13 protein-coding genes are annotated in these 13693 nt (G+C 64.8%); 9 read left to right on the top strand and 4 right to left on the bottom strand.

The annotated features are described in order from the left end of the window. Positions 1-11 precede the first annotated feature (11 nt). From AAFN88_RS13125 to AAFN88_RS13140, 4 genes are all read left to right on the top strand, one after another. On the top strand, positions 12-1430 hold the full coding sequence (locus tag AAFN88_RS13125) for a malonyl-CoA decarboxylase family protein (RefSeq protein WP_347520764.1): 1419 nt from the start codon (positions 12-14) through the stop codon (positions 1428-1430). 155 nt (positions 1431-1585) lie between these two features. Then, positions 1586-2746, top strand: coding sequence for a type III PLP-dependent enzyme (locus AAFN88_RS13130; RefSeq protein WP_347520765.1), 1161 nt, complete (start codon positions 1586-1588; stop codon positions 2744-2746). Between the two features lie 6 nt (positions 2747-2752). After that, complete coding sequence (locus AAFN88_RS13135; protein WP_347520766.1) at positions 2753-3604, top strand: alpha/beta hydrolase; 852 nt, start codon at positions 2753-2755, stop codon at positions 3602-3604. Continuing rightward, complete coding sequence (locus AAFN88_RS13140) at positions 3601-4608, top strand: alpha/beta fold hydrolase (protein ID WP_347520767.1); 1008 nt, start codon at positions 3601-3603, stop codon at positions 4606-4608. Before AAFN88_RS13135 ends, AAFN88_RS13140 begins: the two co-directional genes overlap by 4 nt. 74 nt (positions 4609-4682) lie before the next feature. On the opposite strand, the gene AAFN88_RS13145 is transcribed toward AAFN88_RS13140, so the two are convergent. The 4 genes from AAFN88_RS13145 to AAFN88_RS13160 form a co-directional block, all read right to left on the bottom strand. Then, positions 4683-5315: a peroxiredoxin gene (locus AAFN88_RS13145; protein ID WP_347520768.1), complete on the bottom strand. Its 633-nt coding sequence runs from the start codon at positions 5313-5315 to the stop codon at positions 4683-4685. Positions 5316-5432: 117 nt separating this feature from the next. Further along, positions 5433-6506, bottom strand: coding sequence for a porphobilinogen synthase (gene hemB, locus AAFN88_RS13150; RefSeq protein WP_347520769.1), 1074 nt, complete (start codon positions 6504-6506; stop codon positions 5433-5435). Positions 6507-6561: 55 nt separating this feature from the next. Continuing rightward, positions 6562-7158: a cysteine hydrolase family protein gene (locus AAFN88_RS13155; RefSeq protein ID WP_347520770.1), complete on the bottom strand. Its 597-nt coding sequence runs from the start codon at positions 7156-7158 to the stop codon at positions 6562-6564. A 66-nt stretch (positions 7159-7224) separates the two neighbouring features. Then, on the bottom strand, positions 7225-8547 hold the full coding sequence (locus tag AAFN88_RS13160) for a PLP-dependent transferase (RefSeq protein ID WP_347520771.1): 1323 nt from the start codon (positions 8545-8547) through the stop codon (positions 7225-7227). A 443-nt stretch (positions 8548-8990) separates the two neighbouring features. On the opposite strand from AAFN88_RS13160, the gene AAFN88_RS13165 reads away from it, so the two are divergent. The 5 genes from AAFN88_RS13165 to AAFN88_RS13185 all read left to right on the top strand — a co-directional run bounded on the left by AAFN88_RS13165 (position 8991) and on the right by AAFN88_RS13185 (position 13571). Further along, entirely contained in the window at positions 8991-9524 is a 534-nt protein-coding gene (locus AAFN88_RS13165; protein ID WP_347520772.1) for a PAS domain-containing protein, read from the top strand. Positions 9525-9628: 104 nt separating this feature from the next. Continuing rightward, positions 9629-10768 (top strand): isobutyryl-CoA dehydrogenase, encoded by a 1140-nt coding sequence (locus AAFN88_RS13170; RefSeq protein ID WP_347520774.1) that lies wholly within the window; start codon positions 9629-9631, stop codon positions 10766-10768. A gap of 47 nt (positions 10769-10815) precedes the next feature. Further along, on the top strand, positions 10816-11880 hold the full coding sequence (locus AAFN88_RS13175; RefSeq protein ID WP_347520775.1) for an enoyl-CoA hydratase/isomerase family protein: 1065 nt from the start codon (positions 10816-10818) through the stop codon (positions 11878-11880). Between the two features lie 103 nt (positions 11881-11983). Continuing rightward, positions 11984-12877: a 3-hydroxyisobutyrate dehydrogenase gene (mmsB, locus tag AAFN88_RS13180; protein WP_347520776.1), complete on the top strand. Its 894-nt coding sequence runs from the start codon at positions 11984-11986 to the stop codon at positions 12875-12877. Between the two features lie 223 nt (positions 12878-13100). Further along, the gene (locus tag AAFN88_RS13185) at positions 13101-13571 is read left to right on the top strand and encodes a MarR family transcriptional regulator (RefSeq protein WP_347520777.1); all 471 of its coding nucleotides are present in this window, start codon (positions 13101-13103) and stop codon (positions 13569-13571) included. The last annotated feature ends 122 nt before the right edge of the window (positions 13572-13693 follow it).

Below are 13693 nucleotides of genomic sequence, written 5' to 3' on the forward strand. Positions count from 1 at the left end.
AAGGAAGCCTGATGTCCGAGGTGCAGCAGGAGACCTTGGTCGAGCGGACTTTGACGAACCTGGCGACGGCGTGGCGCGACATTGCGCAGTCCGCGGCACGGACCGTCGGCTTGTCGAAGGCACCGGCCTCGGCCAAGCCGGAATCCTTGAAGCTCCTGATGCAGGACTGCCTGGAGGCGCGGGGCGGTGAGGTTTCGGCGCGCATGCGTGCCGCGGCTCTCGGCCGCGTTTACCTGGAGCAGGATGCCGAGGGGCGCAAGGGCTTCCTCACCGTGCTCGCCCGCGAGTTCGCCGTGTCCGCGGAGGCGGTGGAGGAGGCCGTGGCCGCCTATCAGGCGGCGCCGACCGATGCCGAGCGCCTGAAGGCCGAGCGCGCGCTGCGCCAGGCGCTGCAGCCGCCGCGCCTGCGCCTGCTGACCCAGTTCAACGCTCTGCCGGAGGGGGTCAAGTTCCTGGTCGACCTGCGCGCCGACCTGCTGGCGCTGCGCGACCTCGATCCCTATCTGCAGGGGCTGGACGACGACCTTCGGGAGCTCTTGCTTTCCTGGTTCGACACCGGATTTCTCGACCTGCGCGCCATCGACTGGGACTCGCCGGCCTCGCTTTTGGAGAAGCTGGTGGCTTACGAAGCGGTGCACGAGATCACGTCCTGGCAGGATCTGCGCAACCGGCTGGACTCCGACCGCCGCTGCTACGCCCTGTTCCACCCGCGCATGCCCGACGAGCCACTGGCCTTCGTCGAAGTTGCGCTGGTCCGCGGCATGTCCGCCTCCATCCAGGCGCTGTTGGACGAGCATGCGCCGCAGATGGACCCCCACCAGGCCGATGCTGCGATTTTCTACTCGATTTCCAATACCCAGAAGGGGCTGAAGCAGATCTCCTTCGGAGATTACCTCATCAAGAGGGTCGTGCAGACGCTTTCCCGGGAGTTCCCGAAGCTCAAGATCTTTTCGACCTTGTCGCCCATTCCCGGCTTCCGGCGGTGGCTTGATAATCTGTCCGAAGGCGATCTGGCGGCCGGCTTTGCGCCCGAGGACCTGGCGGTATTGCCGGCGATCAGCAAGGAGCGCGGCCTGAAACAGATTGTCGGCGAGATGCTGGGCACGCGGAATTGGCCCCAGGATCCGGCGGTCTCCGGAGCATTGCAGAAGCCTCTGACGGTGCTGGCGGCGCGCTATCTCACCTCGAAGCGCAAGGATGGCCAGCCGCTCGATTCCGTTGCCCGTTTCCATTTGCGTAACGGTGCGCGGCTGGAGCGGCTTAACTGGCTGGGCGACACGTCCGCCAACGGCATGGCTTGGTCTGCCGGCCTCATGGTCAATTATCGCTATGTGGTCGACGACGTGGAGGCGAATCATGAGGCCTACATGAAGGACGGGCACATCGCCCTGGGTCCGGAGATGCGCAGCCTGCTTAAATCCAGCCGCTAGGGTTGCCCCGGCACAGCTTGGGAAGATATCTTGGCCGCGGATCGTCCCGAGGCATGTTCTCGATCCTTTCCGCTTGTCGCGGCGGTTTTTGCTACCTATAGAGGAAAGCCTCCGGGCTTCGTTTCGGCAATTCTCTCCGGCATGGGTTCTTGGCGTTGGCGATCGACAAAGGCCAGTTTACCGACGTTGCGGCAGTCGCAAAGGCGCTGCAGCCCAGCTATCCGGTCTACTGCGTGCGTCCGGAGGTTCTGGCAGGCTCCGCCAGGCGTTTCATCAGCCAGTTTCCCGGCACCGTGCTCTATGCGGTGAAATGCAACCCTCATCCGCTGGTGCTCGACGCGCTCTACCAAGGGGGACTGCGCCACTTCGACACCGCGTCCCTGGCCGAGATCGCGCAGATTTCCGATGCCTTCAGTGATGCTCATACCTACTTCATGCACCCGGTGAAGGCTCGTGCGGTGATCAAGTCGGCCTTCAAGGTCTACGGCGTCCGGCATTTCGTGGTCGACCACATCGACGAGTTGAACAAGGTGGTCGAGGAGGTCGGTGCTCAGGGCAACACCATCATCGTACGGGTCAATACGCCGCCGGCCGACGATGCGCTTTATCATCTGGCGGCCAAGTTCGGCGCCGGGCCGGAAGAGGCGGCCGAACTGATGAAGGCGGCCGCCGGGCGCGGCGCTGCCGTCGGCCTGGCCTTTCATGTTGGTTCCCAGTGCCGCAGTCCCGAAGCTTATGGCACGGCGCTGGAGATTCTGGGCGAGGTTATCGGAAAGGCTGAGGTCGAGCCGGTGTGCATCGACGTCGGCGGGGGCTTTCCGGCCGCCTATGGTGACCGGCCGGTGCCCGCGCTCGATACCTATATGGCGGCGATCCGCGACGGCCTGAAGCGGCTTAGGCTCAGTCCCACGGTCGATATCTTTTCCGAACCGGGGCGCGCGCTGGTCGCCCACGGCTGCTCGCTGTTGACCCAGGTGCAGCTGCGCAAAGGCAACCGCCTATATATCAACGACGGGATCTACGGCAGCTTGTCCGAAATGTCGCAGGTGGCGATCCGCCTGCCGGCACGGCTGATACGCCTTTCCGGTCCGGCGTCCGACAAGCCCGGTGAATTCGTGCTCAACGGCCCGACCTGCGATTCGCTTGACGTGCTGCCCGGCACTTTCACCTTGCCGGAGGATGTGCGAGAGGGGGATTGGATCGAAATCGATCAGGTCGGAGCTTATTCCAACGCCTTGGCGACTCGCTTCAACGGTTTCCATCCAGAGACCTTCGTGCAGGTCTTCGATGCGCCTCCGGCTCTGGCGGTGGCCTGATCCGGGATGGGCGCGGTACGGAAAGGCAGCCTGCAGTGCCTCTCCAAGAGTGGGTTTCACGAACTGGCCTATCGGGAGTCGGGACCGAATCATCCGGTGCCCGTCATCTGTCTGCACGGGCTGGCACGCAACGCCCGCGATTTCGAAGCTCTTGCGGCCGCGCTTGCGGCGGCGGGCCGGCGGGTTGTCTGCGTGGACGTGGTCGGGCGCGGCGACAGCGGCTGGCTGCGCGACCCCATGGACTACGGCTATCCGCAGTACCTGGCCGACACGGTGACGCTCATCGCCCGCTTGGGAAGCCGTCAGGTCGATATCGTCGGAACCTCGATGGGCGGGTTGATCGGCATGATGCTGGCGGCGCAGCCGGACAACCCGATCCGCCGTCTGGTCGTCAACGACGTCGGCCCCTTCATTCCCAAGGCCGCACTGCTGCGGATTCTCGATTACTTTGGCAGCGACCCGCGTTTTGCCGACCTGGCGGAAGCGGAGGCCTATCATCGGCGGATCTATCGCGGCTTCGGCGACCTCAGCGACGATCAGTGGCGCCATCTGACGGAGAGCTCTCTGCGGCGTGCCGGCGAGGGATGGCGGCTGCACTACGATCCGCGGATCGCCGAGCCGCTGCGTGCGGCGGAGGTCGCCGATGTCGATCTCTGGCCGCTCTGGGATCTGGTGAGCTGTCCGACGCTGGTGCTGCGCGGGGCCGAGTCCGATCTGCTGCTGGCGGAAACGGCCGCTGAGATGAAGCGGCGCGGCCCACGTGCGACGGTTATCGAGGTTCCCGGCTGCGGCCATGCGCCGGCGCTGCTCGATCCCGCGCAGATCACGCCGCTGCGGGACTGGCTCGCGGAGGCATGACGCCCGCCTCGAAGGATTCGCCACTGGATGCCGGCGCTTTCCGGCCGCGCTTTCCCTGGTTCGGCGGCGACCTCCAGACCCTGCGTAACTTTCTGCTGCGCCCCCGGCACGACCTCGATCCCTGGCCGGCGGAGCGCGTGGAACTCGCGATGCGCGACGGCAGCGGCGACCGCCTGGCCGCCAGCCTGCACCGTTCGGGCGCGGCCTCTGCACCGCTGGTGGTGCTGATCCACGGCCTGACCGGCTGCGAGGACAGCACCTACCTGCGGGCCTCTGCGGCTTTCTGGTTGGCGCGGGGCCGCGATGTGGTTCGCCTCAACCTGCGCGGCGCCGGGCCGTCGCGCCCGCTCTGCGCCGAGCAGTACCATGCCGGGCGCAGCGGCGACCTGCGCGATGCCCTGCTGGCTCTTGCGGTGCGGCCGGGCCTCGACCTTGAGGCCGGTCTCTATCTGGTCGGCTATTCCCTGGGCGCCAACATGCTGCTGCGTTTCCTGGCGCAGGAAGCGGAAGCCTTTCCGGTCGTGGGTGCGGTCAGTGTCTCGGCGCCCATCGACCTCAAGGCGACACAGCGCCGCCTCATGCAGCCGCGCAACTGGGTCTATCATCGCTACCTTCTGAACAACATGCGCCGGGAGGCTCTTGCGGCGCCGCGCGGGCTCTCGGCGGAGCAGCGGGCGGCGATCCGCAGTGCCGACAGCGTCTTCGCCTATGACGATCAGGTGGTCGCTCCGCGCAACGGCTTTGCCGGCGCCGACGACTACTACCGGCGATGCTCGGGCCTGCGATTCCTGCCGGCGATCAAAACGCCGACCCTGCTGCTGCATGCCGGGGACGACCCCTGGATTCCTTCGGCGCCCTACGAGACCTTCGACTGGGAGTCGTGCCCGGCCCTGTGGCCTTTGCTGTGCGGGACAGGCGGCCATGTCGGCTTCCACGGCCGCGGCCGGCACGCCGCCTGGCACGACCTGGCGGCGGAAGCTTTCTTCGACCGTCTGCAGGATTGAAGGATACCGATCGAAGAAGAGGCCGGCAGCCAATGGGCTGCCGGCCTCTTTTTTTGTGTCCGCGTCGGACTGGCTCAGTGCGGCTGTTTTACGACGCGCAGGTAGGGTTTCTGTTCGTCCCAGCCGTCCGGGAACATTTTCTTGGCATCCTCGTTGCTGACCGCCGGCACGATGATGCAGTCGCCGCCTTGCTTCCAGTTCACCGGGGTCGCGACCTTGTGCTTGTCGGTCAGCTGCAGGGAGTCGATGACCCGCAGCAGTTCGTCGAAATTGCGCCCGGTGCTGGCCGGATAGGTGAGGGTAAGACGGATCTTCTTGTTCGGATCGATGACGAAGACCGAGCGAACGGTGAGGGTGTCATTGGCGTTAGGATGGATCATCCCGTAGAGATCGGAGACCTTGCGGTCCGGATCGGCCAGCAGCGGGAAGTTGAGGGCGCAGCCCTGGGTTTCCTCGATGTCGCCGACCCAGGCTTTGTGATCGCTGAGCGGGTCGACCGACAGGCCGAGCACCTTCACGTTGCGCTTGTCGAATTCGGCTTTCAGCTTGGAGACTTCACCCAGTTCGGTGGTGCAGACCGGGGTGAAGTCCTTGGGGTGGGAAAACAGCACCACCCAACTGTTCCCGCCGTAGTCGTGCAGAGAGATTTTGCCGGCTGTGGAATCGGCGGTGAAATCGGGTGCGGTATCGCCGAGTTGTAACGCCATTGTCGTATCCTCCTCGTTTACGGGTTGCTTGTTCTAAAGTTGGAAGCTCCAGCGGCGGGCGCAAGCCGGGCCGAAGGAGAACTGCGGAAAAACGAACGGTGTCGGGGCCGGTGTACTTCAGCCGGCCTTGAGCAGCCTGGCGGCTTCGACCGCGGTGTAGGTCAGCACGGCGTCGGCGCCGGCCCGCTTGAATGACAGGAGGCTTTCCATCACCGCCCCGTCGTTGTCGAGCCAACCGTTGCCTGCGGCAGCCTTCAGCATGGCGTATTCACCGCTCACCTGGTAGGCGAGGGTAGGGACGGCGAAAGTGTCCTTCACCCGCCGGATGATGTCCAGGTAAGGCATGCCCGGCTTGACCATCACCATATCGGCACCCTCCTGCAGGTCCAGCGCCACTTCGCGCAAAGCTTCGTCGCTGTTGGCCGGGTCCATCTGGTAAGTCTTCTTATCGCCGCTCAAGCTGCCGCCGGAGCCTACGGCCTCGCGGAAAGGGCCGTAGAAGCAGCTCGCATACTTGGCGGCATAGGCGACGATCTGCACCTCCTGGAGTCCGCTGCGGTCGAGCGCCGCGCGGATGGCGCCGATACGCCCATCCATCATGTCGGAGGGCGCAATCATGTCGCAACCGGCCTCGGCCTGGACCAGCGCCTGCTGGCACAGCACCTCAATGGTTTCGTCGTTCAGGATCTTGCCGTCGCGGACCAGGCCGTCGTGGCCGTCGCTGTTGTAGGGGTCCAGGGCGACGTCGCAGATGATGCCGACCTCCGGATAGATGCGCTTTATTTCCCGCACCGCACGGCACACCAGGTTGTCCGGGTTCAGCGCTTCGCGCGCATCCGGGGTCTTCAGTGCGCTGTCGGTATAGGGAAAGAGGGCCAGCGCGGAAATCCCCAGCTCGGCGGCGGTCCCGACGGAATCGGCGAGGCAATCCAGGCCCAGGCGGTCGACGCCGGGCATGGCCTCGATGGGTTGCTGGCCGCTGCCGCCGTGTACGAAGATCGGCCAGATCAGGTCTTCGGTGCCCAGCCGGTTCTCGGCCACCATGCGGCGCACCCATTGGGCGTTGCGGTTGCGGCGCATGCGAACCTGCGGGAAGGCGCCCAGGGTCTCCGGACGCTGGACGGCTCTCTCGCCGCCGTCATGCGGCGCGGGCCGCAAGTTCGATCTGATCTTTGGAATGGACTCGGTCATCTTCTCATCCGATCTCCGGGCGGTTCGGCCCGGCGCCCGCTGCGAAGGGCAAAGTTTAGTCGTCCCGGGTTCGGGGCACAACCGGCCCCCCTGCTGCCGAGAGGACCTCCTGGGCCGTCGCGACAACGGCATACTCGCCGCTCAAGTGCGCCAGGCTCAGGGCATGAACGTCCTCGGCCGTCCACAGGCGGCCATTCAGGTCCACCACGTCGACGCTGGCCGAAGCATCGGCCACCACCCAGGTGTTGAAGCCCAGGTCGCTCGCCATGCGCACCGTGGCGTCGACGGAGTTGTGCAGCAGCACGCCCGCGACGACCACCGTTTCTACGCCGCGATCCCTCAGCGAGGCCTCAAGGCCGGTGTCGATGAAGGCGTTGTTGGTGCGCTTCTGCACCAGAATCTCTCCGGCCTCCGGGGTCAGACCTTCCTTGAAGTCGCAGCCCGGCTGGTTGGGTCTGTAGGGCGAGTCGGCTTCGCGCGAAAGGTGCTGCACGTGGACGACGGAGCGGCCCAGGTCGCGCCACGCGCCAAGCAGCAGCGCCGTCCGCGCCTCGGCGTCCGGGTTGTTGCGGTGGCCCCATTTGGGATCGTCGATCGCGTTCTGAAAGTCGACGATCACCAGGGCCGCATCGTCCGCGAGCCTCTTTGACATTTTGCCGTGATGCCCCGGGAAGAGGGACGCCGCTTGCCAGCGCCCCTCCGTCCGTGACCGGTTGCGTTATTCGGCGGCGACGGCGCTGCGCACCGAAGACAGGGCCTGATCGAGGTCGGCCAGGATGTCGTCGATATGCTCCAGGCCGATCGAAAGGCGCACATAGCCCTCCGTTACGCCAGTGGCGAGCTGGTCCTCCGGCGAGAGCTGCGAATGGGTCGTCGAGGCCGGATGGATCGCCAGGCTGCGTGCGTCGCCGATGTTGGCGACATGGTAGAAGAGCTGCAGGGCATCGATAAACTGCCGGCCCGCTTCCAGGCCGCCGGCGAGTTCGAAGCCGACCAGCCCGCCATAGCCGCCGGACAGGTAGGTGTCGGCCCGCCGCCGGTTCTCGCCGTCCTGCAGGGAGGGGTGGATGACCTTGACCACCTCCGAATGGCCCTGCAGGAACTGGGCGACCGCTGCGGCATTGCGGCTATGCTCGCGGATGCGCAGCGGCAGCGTCTCCAGGCCCTGCAGGAAGAGGAAGGCGTTGAAGGGGCTGAGTGCGTAACCGAGGTCCCGCTGCAGCGTGACTCGCGCCTTCAGGATGTAGGCGATGGGCCCCAGCGGCTTCACCGCCTCGGTCCACACCGCGCCGTGATAGCTCGGGTCGGGCTGGTTCAACGAAGGGAAGCGGTCCGCGTGCTTTTCCCAGTCGAAAGTGCCGCCGTCGACCAGCAGGCCGCCGATGGAGGTTCCATGGCCGCCGATGTATTTGGTCGTCGAATAGACGACGATATGGGCGCCGTGCTTCAGCGGCTGGCAGATGACCGGCGCTGAAGTGTTGTCGACGATCAATGGCACGCCCAGTTCCTCGCCGATGGCCGCGACCTCGCCGATCGGGAAGACCTGAAGCTTCGGGTTCGGCAGGGTCTCGGCGTAGTAGGCACGGGTCCGGTCGTCCGTGGCGCGGCGGAAGTTTTCCGGGTCGCTGGGGTCCACGAAGCGGACCTCGATGCCGAAGGTCTTGAAGGTGTTGGCGAAAAGGTTCCAGGTGCCGCCGTAGAGGTTGGTCGAGCTGACGATGTTGTCGCCCGTAGCGGCGATATTCTGGATCGCCATGGCGGTGGCCGCCTGGCCGGAAGAGACCGCCAGGGCCGCCGCGCCGCCTTCGATGGCGGTGACGCGCTGTTCCAGCACGTCGCAGGTCGGATTCATAATCCGCGTGTAGATGTTGCCGAGTTCCTTCAGGGCGAAGAGGTTGGCCGCGTGGCCGGTGTCCTGAAACTCGTAGGAGGTGGTCTGGTAAATGGGTACCGCGACCGATCCGGTGTGGGGGTCGCTGCGGTAGCCCGCGTGCAGGGCGAGGGTTTCCGGATTGGTCGTGGGTTTGGTCGAGTCTGCCATGGCATGGGCCCTTTCAAATTGGACGAGTTGACGTTTCTGTTTCCCCGAGGGGCCCCACCAGGGACTGGTTTTTAGCTTTTCTTGACGCGGAGCAAGCTACCCCTCAAATCACCGCGGACCCGTTGAACGGTGGGTCAGGCCTGAGCGACAAAAAAACCGCCACGGCGTGCCGGGCGGTTTTCACCACTCGTTTAGCCGCATTTTTAAAGCGCCCGCAAGCTGAGAACAAATCGGCGCAAGGCCGCGATCAAAGCGCCGATGGGCCGGTGTTGTCAAGCTTGATCTGGCGGGTGATTAAGGTCTTCCTTCTGCAATCTAGGGGTGGATTCCGATATTGACCTGAACGCCGTTTTGGTCGACAACTAAGGCGATTTTGAGTACGAAACTATTTCTAGTTATGCTTGAATTTCTGCAAGGCGATTTGTACCGGGGATTGGTATTGGATGTCCCAAACTGGCAATTTGGCCGAGCTCCACGTCTATAGGTATGACGATGGCGCCTTCCGCAACGATGCGGGAGGGGCGTTGCAGTCCTTTCCGGAGGTGCTTGCCGATCTCCACGCCTATTGGCGTTCGCGCTGCAAGGGTCTGCCCTTTCCGGCGCGCGCCGACATCGATCCCGTCGACATCCCCAGCCTGCTCGAGCACTTGATGCTTCTGGACGTGCTGCGCGATCCGCTCGACTTTCGCTATCGCCTTATCGGAGGGCACATCGTCGAACACTCCCGGCGCAACGTCCAGGGAATGACGGTGCGCGGGCTGATCGCGGAGGGGAGTGAGCAGGCGCAGGCGCTGCAGGAAAAAGCGCTGATGGTGGGCGAGGCCCTGGCGGATTCCCAGGCGCCGGTGTTCATCGATCTTTCCTATCGTGGCGCCGACGGAAAATCCCGCAAGAGGCTGCAAGGCCTGATGCTGCCCCTGGGCGAGCCGGGCCAGAGCATCAACATGGTCCTCGGCGGCTTAAGCTACCTGGAGTAGGCTGCAAATCGGCGGCCGTGGGCTCATTGACAGTTGCATAGGGGCGACTATCATCGCGCCTCGTCGACGCGTCGCCAACCATGAGTCTGTCCGGACACTCCCCCATGAATTTCGAACTGAACGATGAACAGCGCGCCTTTCAGGACATGGCGCGGCAGTTCGCCGGCGAGGAAATGGCCCCCTATGCCGCGCGGTGGGACGAGGCGGCGGAGTTCCCCGTGGAAACCCTGCGCAAGGCGGCTTCCTTAGGCCTGGCGGGGATCTATGTGCGCGAGGCGACGGGGGGCAGCGGCCTGACCCGTTTGGACGCGGCGGTGATCTTCGAGGAACTTGCTGCCGCCTGCACCTCTACCGCCGCCTATATTTCGATCCACAACATGGTCGCCTGGATGATCGACAGCTTCGGCAGCGATGCCCAGCGGGAGGCCTTCCTGCCCAGGCTGCTGAACATGGAGCACTTCGCCAGCTACTGCCTCACGGAGCCGGGTGCCGGCTCGGACGCGGCCTCGCTGCAGACCAAGGCGCTGCGCGATGGCGACGACTACGTATTGAACGGTTCCAAGGCCTTCATCTCCGGCGGCGGCGCGAGCGATGTCTATCTGGTCATGTGCCGCACCGGTGGCCCGGGCGCGGAGGGCATTTCGGCGCTGATCGTGCCCAAGAGCACGCCGGGCCTCTCCTTCGGCAAGAAGGAGACGAAGCTGGGCTGGAACAGCCAGCCCACCGCGGCGGTCATCTTCGAAGGCGCGCGTGTGCCGGTGGCCAACCGGTTGGGCGAAGAGGGCGAAGGGTTCAAGTTCGCCATGATGGGCCTGGACGGCGGGCGCGTGAACATCGCCGCTTGCTCCTTGGGAGGCGCCCGTGCCTGCCTGGAGGCCGCCACGGCGCATCTGCGGGAGCGCAAGCAGTTCGGCAAGCCTCTGGCCAGCTTTCAGGCCCTGCAGTTCAAGTTGGCCGACATGGCGACGGAACTGGAGGCCGCGCGCCTCATGACCTGGCGCGGGGCGATGGCCATCGATGCCAACGCGCCCGACAAGACGCAGCGCTGCGCCATGGCCAAGCGCTTCGCCACCGATGTCGGCTTCAAGGTCTGCAACGAGGCGCTGCAGCTTCACGGCGGCTACGGCTATATCCGCGAGTACCCCGTCGAGCGCTACTTCCGTGACGTGCGCGTGCACCAGATCCTGGAAGGCACCAACGAGATCATGCGCGTGATCATCGCCCGCAAGCTGCTGGCCGAGTGAACGCCCCCTCCATCGGATATTTCATTTTGTGCTGTGAGTGAATGCCCATGAGCGAGGAACAGGAAATCCTGTTTGAAGTGAAACACGGCGTCGGATTCATCACCCTGAACCGGCCCAAGGCTCTCAATGCCCTGACGCTGGGAATGATCCGCGAGATGAGCCTGCAGCTGTCCGCCTGGCAGGAGGACTCCAGTGTCAAGGCGGTGGCGATCCGGGGGGCGGGAGACCGCGCCTTCTGCGCCGGCGGCGACGTGCGCGCCGTTTGGGAGGCGGGCCGCCGGGGAGATCCTCTGACCGCGGACTTCTTTCGTGAGGAGTACCGCCTCAACCGTATGATCCATGTCCTCGCCAAGCCCTATGTCGCCCTGATCGACGGGATCACCATGGGCGGTGGTGTGGGCCTTTCGGTGCATGGCAGCCACAGGGTCGCGGGTGACAGGACCATGGTGGCCATGCCGGAGGTGGGTATCGGTCTGTTCCCCGATGTCGGCGGCACCTACTTCCTGCCCCGCTTGCCCGGACGCTTGGGGCTTTTCCTCGCGCTCACCGGCTGGCGCCTCAACCCCGCCGACGCTCTCTATTGCGGCGTGGCGACCGACTATGTGCCCAGCGACCGCCGGGGCGACCTGCTGGCGGCTTTCGCCGAACTGGATTGGAGCTCGGCGCAGCCGGACACGCTGGTCGACGGCCTCATCGAGCGCTTCAAGACCGATCCCGGCACCTCGGAACTGGCCGACCATCAGCAGCTCATCGACCACTGCTTCTCCGCCCGCTCGGTGGAATCGATCCTGGCGGCCCTCGATGACTCCGGCGACGATTGGGCGGCGAAGGTCGCCGCCATCATCCGCAAGCAGTCGCCGACCAGCCTGAAGGTCACCTTCGCCCAGCTCGAAAAAGGCGGCGAGCTCGATTTCGATCAGGCGATGATTCAGGAGTATCGCATGAGCCAGGCGTTCATGGCCGGCAAGGATTTCTACGAAGGCATCCGCGCCTTGCTGGTCGACAAGGATCACCAGCCCAAGTGGGAGCCGGGTCGGCTGTCGGAGGTCCCGGCCGGACTGGTCGAAGATCACTTCCGTCCGCTTGGGGAACGTGACCTCACTTTCCCCTGAATGTCCTCTGGCACCCGGCGTGCCGCTGGCGCAAGATTGACGGCTCCTGGAGGAGCGAACAAGGCCCGGTCAGGGTCGACTCATTGAACACGGGGAGGAAAGAATGGCGCGCATCGGATTTCTGGGCTTGGGCAACATGGGCCTGCCCATGGCCAAGAATCTGGTTAAGGACGGGCACGAGGTCGTCGGCTTCGATCTTTCGGAGACGGCCTGTAAGGCGGCCGCCGCGGCGGGCATCACACTGGCCGGGGCGGCGGCGGAGGTCGTTGGGGGTGCAGAGACGGTGGTGACCATGCTGCCGGCGGGCCAGCATGTGCGCGCGGTCTACCTGGGCGGCGAGGGGCTGCTGGCCAAGGCGGCGAAGGGCACTCTCTTCATCGACTGCTCCACTATCGACGTGGCGACGTCGCGCGACGTTCACGCGGCCGCGGCTGAGGCCGGGCACGCCATGCTCGACGCGCCGGTCTCCGGCGGGGTGGCCGGCGCCGAGGCCGGCACCCTGACCTTCATGGTCGGCGGCGCCGAGGACGCCTTCGCCAAGGGCAAGCCGCTGTTCGACATCATGGGGCGCAACATCGTCCACGCCGGCGGAGCGGGCAACGGCCAGGCGGCCAAGATCTGCAACAACATGATCCTCGGCATCTCGATGATCGCCGTTTCCGAAGCATTCAGCCTGGGTGAGAAGCTGGGGCTGGATCCCAAGACGTTGTTCGACATCAGCTCCAACGCCTCCGGTTCCTGCTGGGCGATGCTCAACCACAACCCGGTCCCGGGTATCGTCGAGACCTCGGCCGCCAACCGTGACTACCAGCCCGGCTTCGCCGCGGCGATGATGCACAAGGACCTGAAGCTCTCGCAGGCGGCGGCGGATCATGTGGGGGCGGCGACCCCGCTGGGTGCCGAGGCGGCGGCGCTCTACACGCTCTTCGTTAACGCGGGCAACGGCGGCCTCGACTATTCGGCCATCATCAAGTTGATCGGCGGCGCCAAGAGCTGACCGGTCAGCTTGCGGGCGCCCCGCCGCCCGGAGGTTGATTTCCGGGGCCGCCGGCGCGTCGCGGTCACCGGGAATTCCCTGTGACATTCATCGGAATCTTGGAAAAATATCAATAGAATCAATTGGATAATTCGAGAACCTGTTAAGTAAAGTTTAACGGGCTTCCGCGTAGTCTTTGCAATAAAGCCATCGGTTTTATGAACTGAGAATATGCGAGGGTTCCGTGAAGGCTAAGTATCTCGAACTGATCGGGCTGATCGAGCGGCTGCACCGCCAGTGCCTTGAAGTCATCAAGGCCGATCTCGATCGCCAGGGCATCCGCGACCTGAACAACGTTCAGGCGCTCATCCTGTTCAATATTGGCGAGGAAGAGCTCTCCATCGGCGAGCTGACCCAGCGCGGTTACTACCTCGGCTCAAACGTCTCCTACAACGTGAAGAAGATGGTCGAGAACGGCTATCTGATCCAGGAGCGTTCGCCGCACGACCGCCGCTCGTTCCATGTGCGCGCCGCCGACAAGGGCGTTGAGGTCTTCCGCAGCCTCTCCGCGCTCTTCGACCAGCATTCCACCCAGCTCGGCGACATCCAGATCTCTGAAGAGACGCTGGATTCGGCCAACCACGCGCTGCGCCGTGTGCAGCAGTTCTGGTCGACCCCGGCCAGCATGGCCCGGAACCTGAGTCCCGCCGCGTAACTGAGTTTCTCCCGCGCGTCCAACGGGTCTTCCGGACGCGTTTCCAGCACGCATCCCTCGCACCTTAGCGATCGCCCCGGCCACTTGGCCGGGGCTTTCCGCGTTTGTCCGCTGCTCTTTGA

Origin of the sequence: Pelagibius sp. CAU 1746, from assembly GCF_039839785.1 — a bacterium.
Lineage (GTDB): Bacteria > Pseudomonadota > Alphaproteobacteria > Kiloniellales > Kiloniellaceae > Pelagibius.

What these genes read in the sequence shown, in the direction of transcription:
- AAFN88_RS13125 (WP_347520764.1), top strand. Translation starts at nt 12, where the DNA reads ATGTCCGAGGTGCAGCAGGAGACCTTGGTCGAGCGGACTTTGACGAAC.
- AAFN88_RS13135 (WP_347520766.1), top strand. Translation starts at nt 2,753, where the DNA reads ATGGGCGCGGTACGGAAAGGCAGCCTGCAGTGCCTCTCCAAGAGTGGG.
- AAFN88_RS13140 (WP_347520767.1), top strand. Translation starts at nt 3,601, where the DNA reads ATGACGCCCGCCTCGAAGGATTCGCCACTGGATGCCGGCGCTTTCCGG.
- AAFN88_RS13145 (WP_347520768.1), bottom strand. Translation starts at nt 5,315, where the DNA reads ATGGCGTTACAACTCGGCGATACCGCACCCGATTTCACCGCCGATTCC.
- hemB (WP_347520769.1), bottom strand. Translation starts at nt 6,506, where the DNA reads ATGACCGAGTCCATTCCAAAGATCAGATCGAACTTGCGGCCCGCGCCG.
- AAFN88_RS13155 (WP_347520770.1), bottom strand. Translation starts at nt 7,158, where the DNA reads ATGTCAAAGAGGCTCGCGGACGATGCGGCCCTGGTGATCGTCGACTTT.
- AAFN88_RS13160 (WP_347520771.1), bottom strand. Translation starts at nt 8,547, where the DNA reads ATGGCAGACTCGACCAAACCCACGACCAATCCGGAAACCCTCGCCCTG.
- AAFN88_RS13165 (WP_347520772.1), top strand. Translation starts at nt 8,991, where the DNA reads ATGTCCCAAACTGGCAATTTGGCCGAGCTCCACGTCTATAGGTATGAC.
- AAFN88_RS13170 (WP_347520774.1), top strand. Translation starts at nt 9,629, where the DNA reads ATGAATTTCGAACTGAACGATGAACAGCGCGCCTTTCAGGACATGGCG.
- AAFN88_RS13175 (WP_347520775.1), top strand. Translation starts at nt 10,816, where the DNA reads ATGAGCGAGGAACAGGAAATCCTGTTTGAAGTGAAACACGGCGTCGGA.
- mmsB (WP_347520776.1), top strand. Translation starts at nt 11,984, where the DNA reads ATGGCGCGCATCGGATTTCTGGGCTTGGGCAACATGGGCCTGCCCATG.